The sequence below is a fragment of the Ruegeria sp. O4 genome (assembly GCF_056535125.1).
In genome coordinates, this window is sequence record NZ_JBQERO010000010.1 from 47,249 (window position 1) to 62,915 (window position 15,667).

The window sequence follows — 15,667 nt, forward strand, 5'->3', positions numbered from 1 at the left end:
TGCCTGTCAGGTCAGGAATTCCAACGCCCTGGCAAAAATATCCGGATCGACGTTACCGCCCGAGGTGACCACGATCACGTCGTCGCCCTCAATCTCGTCGCCCCGGAACAGGGCCGAGGCCAATGCAACAGCGCCGCCGGGTTCCAGCACGATCTTAAGGCGCAGGAAAGCAAGTGCCATGGCCCGCAGCGCCTCGTCTTCGGTGACCGAAATACCGGGCCCGCAAAGACGGTTGAGGATGGGAAAGGTGATGTCGCCGGGTTGCGGTGTCAGGATGGCATCGCAAATATTGCCTGATGCCGCGTTGTTGTTCTGAATCCGTCCCGTTGCCAGTGATCGTTTTACGTCATCGAACCCTTCCGGTTCGCACGGGCGTACCCTTAGGTCGGGGGCGTGTTTTTCAAGTGCCAGCGCAATGCCAGAGGTGAGGCCGCCACCACCACAACAGACCAGAACATCCGCCTGAGAAACCCCAAGTTCCGCTGCCTGTCTGGCGATTTCCAAGCCGGTGGTACCTTGCCCGGCAATCACCTGAGGCTCGTCATATGGCCGGATCAGGGTTAGCCCGCGTTCGGCTGCGATGGTTTCCCCGATCTCTTCGCGACTCTCGTTTGCACGGTCGTAAAGAACAACTTCACCCCCAAGCGCGCGGGTGTTTTCGATTTTCAGGTGCGGCGCGTCCGACGGCATGACAATGACCGAAGCAATTCCATGTTTCGACGCCGCCATCGCAACGCCCTGCGCGTGGTTGCCCGAGGAATAGGCAATCACGCCGCGCTGGCGTATGTCTTCCTCTAGGGCGGATATGGCAGACCAAGCCCCCCGAAACTTGAAACTGCCCGTATGTTGCAGGCATTCCGGCTTGACCCAAATCCGGCGCCCGGCGATCGCGTCAAGAAATGGCGACGACAGAATTGGTGTCTCGCGGACATGTCCCTTAAGCCGTTTGGCCGCGGCTTCGATCATTTCAATTGTGCTCATGCAGCGTTCTTCAATACCTTTTTGATGACATCCAGAGATTGAGGCTCATTCAGGAACGGAACATGCCCGCGATCCGGCACTTCGGCCGAGATCAGACTGGGATGCCGCTGATGCATCTCAGCCAGGGTTTCGGCGCTCAGAACGTCCGAGTTCGCGCCCCTGATCGCGCCGCAGGGTATGTTGCGCAGCGCTTCAAAAAACAACCAGTAATCGGGTATGGCACCGCTCGGGGCCTGTTCCAGAAGCGCTTTGCGCAGGGCCGGGTCATAGCGCAGCGCCAGCCTGTCCCCTTGTTGTTTGTATTGAATTTCGGCCTGTTTGCGCCAGATCTCCAGGGGAACTCCGGGGAATTGCGGCTCCATCACATGTTTCAGGGCAGCAGCAGCTTCGTCATAGGTTTTCGCGGTGGGTTGTGCGCCCACGTAGGCCATGATCTTGGCGATGCCTGACGTCTCGATGACCGGCCCCACATCGTTCAGAATCACACCGGCCAAACGTTCGGGGTGGCTTGCCGCCAATGCCATGGCAATCAGTCCGCCCCGCGAGGTGCCCAGAATGGCCGCTTTTTCGATGCCCAGTACATCCAGCAGTTCAATCGCGTCATGGGATTCACGAAAGACGTTGTAGTTCATGAAATTGGGGTCGTAGTCCGAGCGGCCGCGCCCCCTGTAATCCATAGCAATCATACGCAGCTCAGTGGCATGTGGTGCAAAATACGAGAAATCCCGGCTGTTTCTGGTCAATCCGGCCAGACACAAAAGCGGCGTGCCCGATCCATGGTCTTCGAAATAGATGCGCTTGCCGTCCGAAGTCGTGAAGTCCGGCATCAAAGACCAGCCAGTTTGGGAATGGTGGTCAAGTCAGACAGTACATGCGCTGGCGTCCACGGCAGCCGGTCCATTGGTTCCCCGATCCGATTGACCCAGGCGGTGACAAAACCATAACCGCTGGCCCCTGCGGCATCCCAGCCGTTCGAACTGACGAACAAGACCTGGTCACGGGCGCAGTCAAACCTGTTCTGAACCAGATCATAGACACGGGAATGGGGCTTGAAGACCCCAACGCTTTCGACCGAGAGCACGTCATCCAGCACATCGCCGATACCGGCGGACTGAACAGCGCCGTCCAGCATGGGCGGTGATCCGTTGGACAGGATGGCAGTCTGCATCCCGCCATCCTTGAGGGCTTTCAGCATGACAGGAACTTCGGGATAGGCCTGTAACTCCCAATAAAGATCCAGCAGGCGTTGGCGCAATTCTGGATTGCCCTGGAGGCCGGCAGCTTCCAGCGCCCAGTCCAGCCCGTCCTGTGTGACATCCCAAAAATCCGCATGGGCATCCGCCACAGCACGCAGCCATGTGTATTGCAATTGCTTCAGGCGCCAGTGCCCTGCGACCTCGGGCCATTTGTCTTTCAGGGCTTCGAACCCCGGCTCGCCTGCTGCCTGCCGGGCGGCGGCCGCTACGTCAAACAGCGTTCCGTAGGCGTCGAACACGCAGGTCGTGATTGCCATATGACCCTCCTTTGATTGCGCGCAGGTTGGCACAACGCGAAAGGGGGGGAAAGGGCCAAGGGTTTACAACTTTGTGTCAACCTCTAGGGTTGGCCGCTTAACCCCTAAAAACGGCCGGAGGCCACTATGACCGAAATCAAGCAAGGTGACACTGTTCGCATCCATTACACAGGGACATTGTTGGATGGCAAAGTCTTTGACAGTTCGGATGGGCGCGATCCGTTGGAGTTCGTGGTAGGATCGGGCCAGATCATTCCCGGTCTGGACAGTGCCATGCCCGGTTTGTCCGCAGGTGACAAGAAACGGGTCGAGATTGCCTGCACCGACGCCTACGGCCCGATCAACCCTGCGATGCGTCAGGAAATCCCCCGCGAGGGTATTCCCGAGGATATTCCGCTGGATCCGGGCACTCAACTGCAGATGCAGACACCAGACGGTCAGGCCGTACCTGTGACAGTTGTGGACGCCAACGAAGCGACTGTGACCCTGGATGGAAACCATCCGTTGGCCGGTCAGGATCTGGTGTTTGAGATTGAAGTCGTCTCGATCAATTGAGACATAGTTCGGGTTGGAACGCCTGCCCGGACTTCAGCCGATCAAAGCTTCAACAGCTGCACGTACCTGTGGCTGGGTGAAAAAGACAAACACCAGCAGTAATGATGTCAGCGCAAGCAGCAGCACTCTGGCCCGCTGGCTGAGGAAACCGGACTTTTTCCGGCTTTGCACTGATCGTGCGTTGTTTGCAATGATTTGATCTAGCTTGCTCATATCGAAGTCCTGCCGCCCAAAGATGGTGAAATCTTGGCGGCGGCAGGGAAAGATATGGTCACATGAAATCGGGTTGCGGCATGCCCAGAACGTGGAAACCCCCATCAACGCGGATGATTTCTCCGGACGTGCAGGCTCCCGCATCAGATGTCAGGTAAACTGCGGTCCCGCCAACAGCTTCCAGAGTGGCATTCGAACGCATCGGCGCATTCTGATCGCAGAACTTATATGTCCTGCGCGCCCCGCCAATGGCGGCACCGGCAAGGGTTTTCATCGGTCCCGGTGAGATTGCGTTCACGCGGATACCATCCGGGCCAAGGTCATTGGCCAGATAACGGGTCGCCGATTCCAGCGCCGCCTTGGCAACACCCATGACGTTGTAGTTCGGTACCACCCGGTTTGATCCCTGATAGGTCAGCGTCAGCAGCGAGCCCCCATTGTCCTTCATCATCGGATAGGCGCGGCGTGCCACCTCGATAAAGGAATAGGCCGACACGTCCATCGAGTGTTTGAAGTTCGCCCGCGTGGTATTCAGAAACCGGCCTGTCAGCTCGGATTTATCCGAATACGCAATGGCATGAACAACAAAGTCGATGGTGGGCCAACGCTGGGCCAGTTCACCAAAGGCACGATCCAGTGACTCGTCGTCGGTCACATCGGCATCCACCATAAAATCGCTGCCAAGGCTTTGAGCGAGAGGTTCCAGCCGTTTGCCGAAAGCCTCGCCCTGATAGGTGAAGGCCAGTTCTGCGCCTGCCTCGTGCATGGCCTTGGCAATGCCCCACGCGATTGAGCGGTCATTGGCCACGCCCATGATCAGGCCGCGCTTACCTTTGAGAAGATCCGACATCACTTTCACCCGTTATACTTAGACAGAATCATGGACCCGTTGGTGCCGCCAAAGCCGAAGCTGTTGGTCATGACACTGTCCAGTCCTGCGTTTTCAACCACTTCAGTTGCAATTTCACCGGGCAAGATGCCTTGGGCGAGTGTGTCGACATTGATCGACGGCGTGATGAAATCATTGTCCAGCATGAGCAGGCAGAAGATCGCCTCAAGCGCTCCTGCCGCGCCTTGCGCGTGGCCAGTCATCGATTTGGTCGAAGAAATCGGTGGCACATTGCCTTCACCGAAGATGCGGCGCACAGCCTCTACTTCGCCTACGTCACCGACAGGGGTCGAGGTTCCATGTGCATTGATATAGCCGACTTTGCGACCTTCGGGCAATGTGGCCAGCGCCAGCCGCATCGCGCGCTCACCGCCTTCACCCGAAGGGGCCACCATGTCGTGGCCATCCGAGGTAGCAGCATAGCCGGTGACTTCGGCATAAATCTTTGCGCCGCGGGCCAGCGCGTGCTCCAGTTCTTCCAGAACGAGGATGCCGCCGCCACCGGAAATCACAAACCCGTCACGGTTTTCGTCAAACGCGCGCGAGGCTTTGTCGGGCGTGTCATTGTATTTCGACGACATCGCGCCCATCGCATCGAACAGGCACGAAAGCGTCCAGTCCAGTTCTTCGCCGCCGCCAGCAAACATGACGTCCTGTTTACCCAGCATGATCTGTTCGGCCGCGTTGCCGATGCAATGCAGCGAAGTCGAGCAGGCCGAGGTGATCGAATAGTTGATACCCTTGATCTTGAACGCGGTCGCCAGGTTTGCCGAGATTGTCGAGCACATGCATTTCGGCACAGCGAACGGCCCGATCCGCTTGGTTGCACCGGTACTCAGAACCGTCTGATGCGCGGTCAGCATCGCGCTTGTCGACGGGCCGCCAGACCCAGCCACCAGACCTGTGCGCGGGTTGGCCACCTGATCCTCGGTCAGGCCGGAATCTGCAATGGCCTGAGACATGGCGATATGAGCGTAAGCCGCGCCCGGACCCATGAAGCGCAGCGTGCGTTTGTCCACGTGTTCAGCCACGTCAATCTTGAGCGTACCCGCGATCTGACTGCGAAACCCGTGTTCCACCATCTGTTCGCTGGCTTCGATCCCGGATTTACCAGCTTTAAGCGAGGCCAGAACCTCTTGGGCATTATTCCCGATCGAAGACACTACCCCCAGACCGGTGACGACTACTCGACGCATGTGCGCACTCCTTATTTCGGGTCGGTCAGGCTCAGGCCTCGGACAGAACGACCTTCATATCTTTGACATCATAGATCATCTCGCCATCGGCTTCGACGATTCCATCTGCCACACCCATGGTCAGGCGACGTGTCTGAATCGCTTTTTTGAAATCGATTTTATACGTTAGCATCTTGCGGTCGGGACGAACCATACCGGTCAGTTTCACTTCGCCCACGCCGACAGCCATGCCGCGCCCTTGCCAGCCACGCCAACCCAGGTTGAAACCGGTCAGCTGCCATAGACCGTCAAGGCCCAGGCAGCCCGGCATAATTGGGTTGCCGGGAAAATGGCAGTCAAAGAACCAAAGGTCAGGGGTGATATCGAACTCGGCCAGCACATGGCCCTTACCGTGCAGGCCACCGTCTTCCGAGATGTCGGTAATCCGGTCCATCATCAGCATTGGCGGGGCGGGCAATTGTGCATTGCCGGGGCCAAATAATTCGCCGCGGGCGCATTTCAGCAGATCGTCTTTGTCAAAACTGCTTGGGAACTGGGCCATTCTTGCCGCCTCTCCTGCCGTGGGTCCGTTCGTTATATCTGGCCTCGTCTAGCACCCGTTTGCAAGGTCCTGCAAGAGCAGCGGCCACATCATGTTGTGTATGCCGCGTTCTTTGCGAATGAATTTCATTTGAAATTGCCAACCATGCGCTCCTATATATAATGGAAGTAACTATGGGTATCGGATCAATGACACCGCAGAGCGGCGATATAGCAACGGGTTGGCTGGTGAACGCCGGCCTGCGTCCGACGCGTCAACGTGTGGCGTTGGCCGAGCTTCTGGTGGGCGATGGCCGCCATCGTCACGTCACCGCCGAGAGCCTGTTTGAATCGGCCAAGGCGAATGGCGACGCTGTTTCACTGGCGACGGTTTACAATACCCTGCGCGCGTTTTGCGACGCTGGCGTTCTGCAGGAAATCACCGTGGACGGGTCAAAAAGCTATTTCGACACGAACACGCATGACCACCCTCATTTTTATTGGGAGGATGAGGCGCGCCTGAGTGATGCGCCGTCGGACCAATTGGTGATCCAACGCCTGCCCGAAGCACCCGAAGGGGTCGAGATTGCCTCGGTCGACGTTGTCATTCGCCTGCGCAAAAAGTAGCGCCAATACCGCCTTTCAAACTCGCCAACAACAAACGTTCAACCTGATCAATGGTCGCGTCAGCTGGCCCTGTTCCGTGGCGCGCAAGAACAACGGACTCAGTTGCGTCCTGATCGCTGATCGGAACACTGACAAGACGTTTATTGTCATAACTGACCGGGTTGAGCGGGCTGGTATAGCTGATCCCGATCCCTTCGCCATGGGCGGCAAGACTGCGCTGAATCTCAATCGATGCCGCCCTATGCGCGACAGTCGGGTGCAGACCGTTGCGCCGAAAGAGACTGAGGATGTGTTGTGCCGACCAGCCTTCTGTCGACAGGATCAACGGATGAGCGGCCAAGTCAGCCAGCGTGACTGTGCCCGCTGTCGCCAACGGATGATCCGGGGGCATAAGGGCCTTTGGCCGACTGTCGAACAGTTTTGTTCGTGTGAACCCGGCATCCATTGTCAGCTCGTAAGTGATTGCAACATCGATCTGGCCATCAATCAATCTGTTCAACAGCCCTTCGAATGAGGCGGCAAAATAAGTGATAGCGATGTTTGGAAAAGCATCGCGCAAATGGTGCAGGGCGGGTGCCAGCAGGAAGGGCGCGAGGTCTGTAAAACACCCTAGTCTTAGACGTGTCGTGCCTGGCGACGGAGTTTCTGATGCCTCGATTTGGGCTGCGTCTTTCAGCAGGGTCTCGGCCTGATCGATGAATTTTCGCCCCTGAGGTGTCAGCGCCATGGCCGAACCTCGGCGGCGGATAAACAGCGGGTATCCCAAATGTGCTTCGACACGCGTCAGGGCCGTGGACAGTGCTGGTTGTGAAACATTCAGGTATTGTGCGGCGGCGGACAGGCTGCCGTGGCGCCCGACTGCGCAAACATATTCATACTGACGCAGTGAAATATATAACATGAAGTTAATTATAACTTCGAAAGATATGATTTGAATAGAACACATCTCCAACGCAAAAGATTGGAAAACGAATGGAGACCCGGATGCCTCACCCGCTTGTTACTCAAGAAATGATCACAACTTATCAGGATGATGGCGTCGTTCTGATCAAAGGGCTGTTTGCAGACTATGTGGATCAACTGCGGAAGGGTGTGGCCGCGAATATGGCAGAGCCTGGCCCGTATGCATCAGAAAACAAGAAAGAGGGTCAAACGGGTCTGTTCTTTGACGATTACTGCAACTGGACCCGCATCCCACAGTTCCGTGAGGTGATCGAAAACTCGCCCGCGGCCGAGGTCGCAGCGGACCTGATGCAGTCGAAAAGCGTGCAGGTGTTTCACGACCACGTATTGGTAAAAGAACCCGGGACATCCATGGCCACGCCCTGGCATCAGGATGGCCCATATTACTTCGTTGAAGGTCAGCAAACCATCAGCTTCTGGTCTCCGCTGGATCCGGTCAGGCAGGCGACGTTGCGCTGTGTCGCAGGTTCTCACCGGTGGGAGAAAGAGGTGCTGCCAACTCGCTGGGTTTCCGAGGAAGGTTTTTTCCCGGATGAAGGGCAGTACATCCCCGTGCCGGACCCGGATGCCGAGGGCATGAAAGTCGTTGAATTCGAAATGGACCCCGGTGACGCCGTTGCCTTCAATTATCGCACCCTTCACGGTGCGCGGGGTAACCACTCGGATAGCCGTCGCCGCGCCTTTTCTCTGCGGTTGGTCGGCGATGACGCACGGTATGTAGAGCGTCCAGGCAGAACCTCTCCACCTTTTCCCGGCCATGGCATGACGCCGGGGCAGCGTCTTCGCGAAGACTGGTTTCCGGTCCTGTTTCAGCGCTGAGACGATTCAGAACCACTGGCCTGATTCGATCAGGCCCAGATCCAGCAGCTGCCGCGAGTGCCATTCAAAAGGCACAGAGTTGCGCCAGCTAAAATTCGGAATGTCAAAAGTCGACCCGGCATTTGTTTTGAGCGCCTTCGCGGCGCGGAAGGAACAAATAGCCGCGGTCATGTTGTGGTGCCATGGGCAGGAATAGGTATTGAATTCCGGCTCATTGAACGTGTGGTCCGATTTCAGGATCAGGCCCTTTTGCGCCTTAAACAGAGCGATGCGGTCGATGCGACGGCGTTCATAGGGAATGTGATCCTCGAACCGCCAGCGCAAGCCACCCGACAGGTCCACCTGTCGGTCCAGCGGTTGGCCGTCAGGGTCGCGGCGTGATTGGGCATAGTAACCCGTTTTGTCGAACAAAGCCTGTTCGGGGGCGACACCGTTGGGAAAAGCGGTCAGGTCCTCGGCATAAAGGTCGATGACGTAGCTCAGCATAGCGTTGCGGCGTTCTTCGCTGTGAAAGGCCAGCATTTCGCCAATGCTGCGCGTTTCGCAAAACGGAAAGAACAGGTATTCGGCGTTGTAGCAGTAATACATCCAGATGCCGGGTGCGGCCTGAATTATTCTGTTCAGGGTATCGAAAACCACCGTTCGGGGAACGCACTTCAAGGTGACCCGATGCACCCGGTCGGTCAACGCGGGCTCCAGTCGGAACTCCTGAGGCATGAAGGCGATAACGGATTTGAACCCTAGTTTCAGATGGTGATGCAGAGTACTTTCCAACTCGACCTCATCCTCGGCAAAGACCATCGCAACGGGGCCTTGCGCCATTGCGGGTTGCCCGGCTTTCAGGAAATGGTCGAGGGAATCGTATTGCATCGGCTGTTTTCAGTTTTGTCTTGCTGGAAAGTTCCGCCAAATTCGGGTAATTGCGCCCGCATTGCAAGCGGCGTTCGAAGCATATAGACGACGCCGGTCCAGCGAATGCAAAGGCCCGTCTCATGTCCGAACCGAAGAAGCTGTTTATCAAGACCTATGGCTGTCAGATGAATGTCTATGACAGTGAACGCATGTCCGAGGCGCTGGGCGGGCAGGGCTACGTTGAAACCCAGACCCCCGAAGATGCGGATATGATCCTGCTGAACACGTGCCACATCCGCGAGAAAGCGGCAGAAAAAGTGTATTCCGAACTGGGGCGCTTCAAGGGTCTGAAGGCCGAGAAGCCTGATCTGAAAATCGGCGTGGCGGGCTGTGTTGCTCAGGCGGAAGGCGAAGAGATCATGCGCCGCCAGCCTTTGGTTGATCTGGTGGTCGGTCCGCAAAGCTATCACCGCCTGCCCGAGATGGAGGCAAAGACCCGAGCGGGCGAAAAGGCGCTGGACACGGATTTCCCCGAAGAAGACAAGTTCGAAAAATTGAAAAACCGCCCCAAGGCCAAGCGCGGACCGACGGCGTTTTTGACTGTTCAGGAGGGCTGCGATAAATTCTGCGCCTTCTGCGTGGTTCCTTATACACGCGGTGCTGAAGTCAGCCGCCCAGCCGATCGCATCATCCGCGAAGCCCATGATCTGGTCGAACGCGGCGTGCGCGAGATCACGTTGCTGGGCCAAAACGTCAACGCCTATCACGGTGCCGGGGCGAATGGTGACATGACGCTTGCCGGCTTGATCTGGGAACTGAACAAGGTCGACGGGCTGGAGCGCATCCGCTTTACGACCTCGCACCCAAACGACATGGCCGACGACCTGATCGAGGCACATGGCACCTGTGACAAGCTGATGCCTTATCTGCACCTGCCGGTTCAGTCGGGTTCGGACCGTATCCTCAAGCGGATGAACCGTAGCCATACGGCAGAAAGCTATCTGCGGCTGGTCGAACGCATTCGTGCGGCGCGTTCAGATATCGTGATGTCGGGGGACTTCATTGTTGGTTTCCCAGAAGAGACCGAAGATGATTTTCAGGCCACGATGGATTTGGTCGAAGAGGTCAAATACGGCTATGCCTATTCCTTCAAATACTCCACACGTCCGGGAACCCCGGCAGCTGAACGGTTGCAGGTTGATCCGGCTGCGGCAGATGAACGGTTGCAGCGGCTTCAGGCCTTGATCACGCGCCATCAGCGAGAGATTCAGGACGGTATGGTCGGACGCACTGTCCGCGTTCTATTCGAAAAACCGGGTCGCTTGTCCGGGCAGATGGTTGGAAAGTCCGAATATTTGCATTCGGTGCACGTAAAAGGACCAGAGATCGCCACGGGTGACTTGAGAGAAGTCCGGATCACTGAGTCGGGGGCGAATTCTCTGGCCGGTGAGTTGTTGTAGGTCGGTGTAAACACCTCCCGGACACCATAGTTGGTGTTTGTTTCCGAAATTTACCCTTGATTTATTGCTCGGAACTATGCTCCGAGAGGAGCCATGGTTTTTTGGGCGCAAGGTTCTGCGTCTGCAAATCGGCTGTATGCCGGTCCCGGAAAACGGGATGAGGGAGGTACGAGTGACGACTATCAAGAGCTTTAGGAGCCTGAGCAGGTTGAAAACGCTGACGCTAACTGCCGCTGTTACACTGATTGCCGGCGCATCCATGGCCGGTGATTTGAAAGGTGAGGTAACCGATCCGGAAGTGGTAGGCCCGGAAAGATTCAGCACTGATGTCAGCGCTTTTTACCTGGGACTTACCGGCGGTTATGGGTCTGGTGGGGACGATCGGTTTGGCCTGACAACGCCCAGCAGGCAGTTTGATATCGGTGATCAGGACTTGTCGGGGACATACGGGGGGCTCCGGGGGGGGTGGCGTGGTATTTTACCTGCTACCGGTGGGCGCGACTATGTCTATGGCTTTGAAGTCGGGTATGAATTCGGTTCCCTGGACGACACTGTCAGCAGGCGGATCGGCGGCGTCAATGTGCAAGGCGGAACAGAGATTTCGGATGTTCTGGCAGTCCGATTTCGTAATGGTCTGACAAACCGCAGCGGACGAATTCTGTATTTCTTCAGTGTCGGATATCTGTGGGGCGATGTGGAAACAACCAACAGCTTGGCATTGGGCCCGACGGTTCAGAATTTCTCGGCGTCAGATCGGCGGAACGGTTATTCGGCAAGCATAGGGGCCGAGCATAAGTTGTCCGACAATTGGTCGATTACGGGCGAATATGAATATGTCCAATTCCAATCAAAAAACGTCCAGTTCAGTTCTGGCTTTTCCACAAAGTCCACACCAAAATACAGCGGTTTGAGATTCGGGCTGAACTATACCTTCTGATGTTCGCCCAATCGGCAACCGATCACCGTTAAATCGGCTGTTATGACATCTCAGCGTTTATTTTTGAAACTGTGGCTTGCGCCTACCAAGATTTGTTGTCTACGCTCGGAGTGAACAGCCAAGACAGGAGAGCGGATTGGCCATCGGTGCCCTGACCCCACCGCAAGATGAAATGCCCCAACACGAGGCGTTCGTAGAATTTCCAGACAACCGATTGCTGATTGACCTGTGCGGTGAATATGACCGCAATCTGGCCGAGATCGAAACCAAGCTTTCGGTCCAGATTGTACGTCGCGGCAATCAGTTGGTTGTTATGGGCGATGATGATGCTCAGAAACAGGCGGTTGAAGTGCTTCAATCGCTGTATACACGGCTTGAAGGTGGGCGCGAGGTTGAGGCCGCAGACGTCGATCGCGAGTTGCGGATGGGTGTTTCGGAGCAGGGAACTGGAAGCCGCGATGGCGATCAGCTTGAGATGTTCAAGGGCGGTTCTGTCGAGATCAAGACCCGCAAGAAGCTGGTTGAGCCGCGCACCGACGCCCAGAAAGCCTATGTCCAGTCACTGTTCAACAATGAGCTGGCCTTTGGAATTGGTCCAGCGGGGACGGGTAAGACCTATCTGGCGGTGGCGGTCGGGGTTTCGATGTTCATCGGCGGGCATGTGGATCGAATCATCCTGAGCCGTCCGGCGGTCGAGGCGGGCGAGAAACTGGGCTATCTGCCGGGTGACATGAAGGATAAGGTCGACCCTTACATGCAACCGCTTTATGACGCGCTGAACGATTTTCTGCCCGGAAAACAGTTGGCCAAACTGATCGAAGAGAAACGAATCGAAATCGCTCCGCTGGCCTTTATGCGCGGTCGTACGCTGGCCAACGCATTTGTGGTTCTGGACGAAGCGCAAAACGCCACCACGATGCAGATGAAGATGTTTCTGACCCGTCTGGGGGAAGGAAGCCGCATGGTCATCACCGGCGACCGGTCACAGGTCGATTTGCCGCGTGGTGTTCAATCGGGTCTGGCGGATGCTGAGAGGTTGTTGAAAACGATCCCGAATATCAGTTTTAACTACTTCACCTCGAAAGACGTGGTGCGCCACCCGCTTGTCGCTGCGATCATCGAGGCGTATGAGGCCGATGCGGGCCGTGAAACCACGTGAGCACATAGCCCGTTAACGAGGCTGTTGTGCGGTAAGATGACCCTGGATCTCATTTTCGAAGACGAAAGGTGGCAAGATCTTGAGGTCTTGTCACAAAAGGCGATTAACGCCGTTCTGACCCATTGCGGTTTGACCCCGGAGCTGTGCGAAGTCAGTATTCTGGGGTGCAACGATGCGCGGATTTCCGAACTGAACGCAGAATTTCGGGGCAAACCGACGCCCACCAATGTGCTGAGCTGGCCTGCGGGAGACCTGGCTCCGGACGAGGCAGGGCAATCACCACGCCTGCCAGAGCCGGACTTTACCGGCGAGATTGTTCTGGGCGATGTTGCGATTTCCTATGACACCTGCGCCCGAGAGGCGGCCGAAGCCAACAAGGCAATGAGTGATCACGTGACCCATTTGCTTGTTCACGGAACGTTGCATTTGCTGGGTTATGATCACATTCGTGACCCCGATGCCACCTTGATGGAAGGGATTGAGGTCAAGATACTTGGCAAATTGGGTATTGATGACCCATATAAGGTATAATGTGGGTTCAAGACCCGATCAGTTGGAACAAGGTAATGGGCGATATAGAAGGCAGTTCTAGGGCGGCGCAAAGCGCGCAACCTCAGGACAGCAGTACTGAAACGGAAGAGAAAACCGGTTTGTTTTCTCGAATCCTCGAAGTGTTTTCGAGCGATGATACTCAACCGGACCAGACGGTGAACGGACAAAACGCGGCTGTGGCGCAGCCACGCGGGATGATTAACCTGCGCCGGATGCGCGTTGAGGATGTTGCCATCCCTACCGCTGAAATTGTCTCGGTACCTTCGACGATCACAAAAGATGAACTGGCGGACGTTTTCCGAAGCAGTGGTATGTCGAGGATTCCAGTCTATGAGGGAACCTTGGATACACCGCTTGGTTTTGTTCACCTCAAGGATTTTGCTCTGACCCACGGTTTCAACGGTGGGGGTAAAAAGTTTGATCTGACCTCTATGCTGCGGACGCTATTGTTCGTGCCGCCATCCATGCCAATCGGCGTCTTGTTGACCAAGATGCAAACCGAGCGGCGTCACATGGCATTGGTGATTGATGAATATGGCGGCGTTGATGGTCTGCTGACGATCGAAGACCTGATCGAGCAGGTCGTAGGTGAAATCGCTGACGAGCACGATGCGGATGAAGACCAGCTTTGGGTGCAGGAAAAGCCCGGATGCTATGTGGTACAGGCGCGTGTGCCGCTCGAAGATTTCGAGGCCGAGATTGGCCGGTCTCTGACCAGTCATGAAGACGTCGACGAAGAGGAAATCGATACTCTGGGCGGGCTTGTCTTTATGCTCTCCGGCCGCGTTCCGGCGCGGGGTGAGGTTGTCATTCACCCAGAGGGCCCGGAATTCGAAGTGATCGAAGCCGATCCACGCCGAATCAAACGGCTGCGCGTCATGCTGCCGGACGTTGCTGCATGACCCCAGTAAGGGGCTGGCCATTATCGTTGAGATTGTTGGTCGCTGCCACCCTTGGCGGGGCAGGCGCGTTTGGTCAGGCGCCGCATCTGTATTGGGGCGCAACCGTTTTGGCTCTGGTTCTGATTGTGCCGATTTTCCTTGCCAGCGAAACCCGAGGCCGGGCGGCATGGGTCGGCTGGGCCTTCGCGACCGGCTATTTTGCCCATGCCCTTGGCTGGATCATTGAGCCGTTTCAGGTAGATGCTGAACGCCATGCCTGGATGGCCCCGTTTGCGTTGGTGTTCTTGGCGGGCGGACTGGCCTTGTTCTGGGCTGCCGCCTTTGGCCTGTCGCGCAATAATGGTGCCACGCCCATTCGTCAGGGCATATTACTGGTTGCAGTCTTGTCCCTGGCCGAGGTGGCGCGTGGATATGTGCTGACCGGCTTTCCATGGGCTGGAGTCGCGCAGATCTGGGTGGATACACCGGTGGCTCAGGTGCTGTCTCTGGTTGGGCCATATGGGTTGAACGCGCTGACCTTTGCGGCAACGCTCCCAATTGGCGCGGCATTGGTGCAGGATAAACCCTTGAACGGTTTGGCGCGGACCCTGGGTTTTACAGTCGCGATGGCCGCGCTGGCGATTACTTATGGGTCGACGCGACCCGTCGTTCAGGACGGTTCGCATCTGGTTCGCGTGGTTCAGCCGAATGCCCCCCAGCACCAAAAATGGGATCCGGCATATGCGCCTTTGTTTTTTGCGCGTCAGGTTGAATATACCGCAGCCTTTCCCAGACCCGACCTGATTGTCTGGCCCGAGACCGCAGTTCCAGCTTGGTTAGGTGGCGCACAACCGTTTCTGTCAACTGTTGCGGATGCCGCGCAGGGTGTGCCGGTGATATTGGGGATTCAGCGCGCAGAAGGCCCGAGAATCTTCAACTCGCTGGTCTATCTGGATGAAACCAGGCGTCAGGCAGGGTTGTATGACAAACACCACTTGGCGCCTTTCGGTGAATACGTCCCCTTGGGTGACCTGATGGGGCGTTTCGGGGTCAGTGGCTTGGCAGCCACAACCGGGCACGGGTTCAGCGCGGGGCCGGGCCCCGCCCTGCTGGACCTCGGCAAGCTTGGAAGCGCATTGCCCCTGATTTGCTACGAAGCCATATTCCCGCAAGATGTGAATGGTGCGCCGGGTCGGGCTGACTTCTTATTGCAGATCACAAATGACGCGTGGTTTGGTACGCGGTCGGGACCGTTTCAACACCTGGTGCAAGCCCGGATGAGGGCAATTGAGCAGGGCTTGCCGATGATCCGTTCGGCCAATACCGGTGTATCGGCCATGATTGACCCATTGGGTCGGGTGACTGCGTCGTTGGCTCTGGGTGAGGCAGGATATGTGGACGCCGTGCTGCCGCAACCACACCGTCGCACGACTTATGCACGTATCGGGGACAGTCCGATCGTTGTTGTCTTACTGTTTATTCTGGCGATGGCGCTGTTTGGTACTCGCGGCAACCGGGCAATTAGAGATTGACCCCAACTTTGGGCAAGCG

General features: G+C 56.7%; 18 protein-coding genes. 9 read left to right on the forward strand and 9 right to left on the reverse strand.

Annotated features, from left to right (window positions below):
* Window positions 1-6 precede the first annotated feature (6 nt).
* Genes ACR0J7_RS12540 through ACR0J7_RS12550 form a run of 3 tightly spaced genes read right to left on the reverse strand, consistent with a single transcriptional unit; the run spans window position 7 to window position 2,494 of the window.
* Window positions 7-981 (reverse strand): threonine ammonia-lyase, encoded by a 975-nt coding sequence (locus ACR0J7_RS12540; protein ID WP_480900163.1) that lies wholly within the window; start codon window positions 979-981, stop codon window positions 7-9.
* Window positions 978-1,808, reverse strand: a complete 831-nt coding sequence (locus ACR0J7_RS12545; RefSeq protein WP_480900161.1) for an alpha/beta fold hydrolase — start codon at window positions 1,806-1,808, stop codon at window positions 978-980. Before ACR0J7_RS12545 ends, ACR0J7_RS12540 begins: the two co-directional genes overlap by 4 nt.
* Window positions 1,808-2,494: a haloacid dehalogenase type II gene (locus tag ACR0J7_RS12550; protein ID WP_480900160.1), complete on the reverse strand. Its 687-nt coding sequence runs from the start codon at window positions 2,492-2,494 to the stop codon at window positions 1,808-1,810. The genes ACR0J7_RS12545 and ACR0J7_RS12550 overlap by 1 nt, the downstream gene beginning before the upstream one ends.
* Window positions 2,495-2,620: 126 nt before the next feature.
* On the opposite strand from ACR0J7_RS12550, the gene ACR0J7_RS12555 reads away from it, so the two are divergent.
* Window positions 2,621-3,049: an FKBP-type peptidyl-prolyl cis-trans isomerase gene (locus ACR0J7_RS12555; RefSeq protein WP_209505363.1), complete on the forward strand. Its 429-nt coding sequence runs from the start codon at window positions 2,621-2,623 to the stop codon at window positions 3,047-3,049.
* Window positions 3,050-3,082: 33 nt separating this feature from the next.
* Here the strand turns inward: ACR0J7_RS12555 and ACR0J7_RS12560 are convergent, their stop codons facing one another.
* The 4 genes from ACR0J7_RS12560 to fabA are packed head-to-tail and all read right to left on the reverse strand — an operon-like array spanning window position 3,083 to window position 5,888.
* Window positions 3,083-3,367: a hypothetical protein gene (locus tag ACR0J7_RS12560; RefSeq protein WP_480914519.1), complete on the reverse strand. Its 285-nt coding sequence runs from the start codon at window positions 3,365-3,367 to the stop codon at window positions 3,083-3,085.
* Window positions 3,321-4,112, reverse strand: a complete 792-nt coding sequence (locus ACR0J7_RS12565; RefSeq protein ID WP_267366101.1) for an enoyl-ACP reductase FabI — start codon at window positions 4,110-4,112, stop codon at window positions 3,321-3,323. Before ACR0J7_RS12565 ends, ACR0J7_RS12560 begins: the two co-directional genes overlap by 47 nt.
* 5 nt (window positions 4,113-4,117) lie before the next feature.
* Window positions 4,118-5,347, reverse strand: coding sequence for a beta-ketoacyl-ACP synthase I (gene fabB / locus ACR0J7_RS12570; protein WP_480914460.1), 1,230 nt, complete (start codon window positions 5,345-5,347; stop codon window positions 4,118-4,120).
* A gap of 31 nt (window positions 5,348-5,378) precedes the next feature.
* Window positions 5,379-5,888 (reverse strand): bifunctional 3-hydroxydecanoyl-ACP dehydratase/trans-2-decenoyl-ACP isomerase, encoded by a 510-nt coding sequence (gene fabA / locus ACR0J7_RS12575; RefSeq protein WP_209505371.1) that lies wholly within the window; start codon window positions 5,886-5,888, stop codon window positions 5,379-5,381.
* Between the two features lie 188 nt (window positions 5,889-6,076).
* Here fabA and irrA point away from each other — a divergent pair, with 188 nt between their 5' ends.
* Window positions 6,077-6,493, forward strand: a complete 417-nt coding sequence (gene irrA, locus ACR0J7_RS12580; RefSeq protein ID WP_267366106.1) for an iron response transcriptional regulator IrrA — start codon at window positions 6,077-6,079, stop codon at window positions 6,491-6,493.
* On the opposite strand, the gene ACR0J7_RS12585 is transcribed toward irrA, so the two are convergent.
* A complete protein-coding gene (locus ACR0J7_RS12585) occupies window positions 6,471-7,394 on the reverse strand; it encodes a LysR family transcriptional regulator (RefSeq protein WP_480914462.1) in 924 nt (307 codons plus the stop codon). The genes irrA and ACR0J7_RS12585 overlap by 23 nt on opposite strands.
* Window positions 7,395-7,477: 83 nt before the next feature.
* Here ACR0J7_RS12585 and ACR0J7_RS12590 point away from each other — a divergent pair, with 83 nt between their 5' ends.
* A complete protein-coding gene (locus ACR0J7_RS12590; protein ID WP_480914464.1) occupies window positions 7,478-8,275 on the forward strand; it encodes a phytanoyl-CoA dioxygenase family protein in 798 nt (265 codons plus the stop codon).
* Window positions 8,276-8,281: 6 nt separating this feature from the next.
* On the opposite strand, the gene ACR0J7_RS12595 is transcribed toward ACR0J7_RS12590, so the two are convergent.
* Entirely contained in the window at window positions 8,282-9,145 is an 864-nt protein-coding gene (locus ACR0J7_RS12595) for a hypothetical protein (RefSeq protein ID WP_480914466.1), read from the reverse strand.
* 122 nt (window positions 9,146-9,267) lie between these two features.
* Here ACR0J7_RS12595 and miaB point away from each other — a divergent pair, with 122 nt between their 5' ends.
* The 6 genes from miaB (at window position 9,268) to lnt (ending at window position 15,648) form a co-directional block, all read left to right on the forward strand.
* Window positions 9,268-10,587: a tRNA (N6-isopentenyl adenosine(37)-C2)-methylthiotransferase MiaB gene (gene miaB / locus ACR0J7_RS12600; protein ID WP_480900156.1), complete on the forward strand. Its 1,320-nt coding sequence runs from the start codon at window positions 9,268-9,270 to the stop codon at window positions 10,585-10,587.
* Window positions 10,588-10,759: 172 nt separating this feature from the next.
* Window positions 10,760-11,524: an outer membrane protein gene (locus ACR0J7_RS12605; RefSeq protein ID WP_480900154.1), complete on the forward strand. Its 765-nt coding sequence runs from the start codon at window positions 10,760-10,762 to the stop codon at window positions 11,522-11,524.
* A gap of 136 nt (window positions 11,525-11,660) precedes the next feature.
* Window positions 11,661-12,683 (forward strand): PhoH family protein, encoded by a 1,023-nt coding sequence (locus tag ACR0J7_RS12610; protein ID WP_480538620.1) that lies wholly within the window; start codon window positions 11,661-11,663, stop codon window positions 12,681-12,683.
* A gap of 36 nt (window positions 12,684-12,719) precedes the next feature.
* Window positions 12,720-13,214 carry an rRNA maturation RNase YbeY gene (gene ybeY / locus ACR0J7_RS12615; protein WP_480900152.1) on the forward strand — a complete coding sequence of 165 codons (495 nt, stop codon included), beginning with the start codon at window positions 12,720-12,722 and terminating at the stop codon, window positions 13,212-13,214.
* Between the two features lie 35 nt (window positions 13,215-13,249).
* Window positions 13,250-14,137, forward strand: coding sequence for a hemolysin family protein (locus ACR0J7_RS12620; RefSeq protein WP_480484022.1), 888 nt, complete (start codon window positions 13,250-13,252; stop codon window positions 14,135-14,137).
* Window positions 14,134-15,648: an apolipoprotein N-acyltransferase gene (gene lnt, locus ACR0J7_RS12625; RefSeq protein ID WP_480900150.1), complete on the forward strand. Its 1,515-nt coding sequence runs from the start codon at window positions 14,134-14,136 to the stop codon at window positions 15,646-15,648. Before ACR0J7_RS12620 ends, lnt begins: the two co-directional genes overlap by 4 nt.
* The last annotated feature ends 19 nt before the right edge of the window (window positions 15,649-15,667 follow it).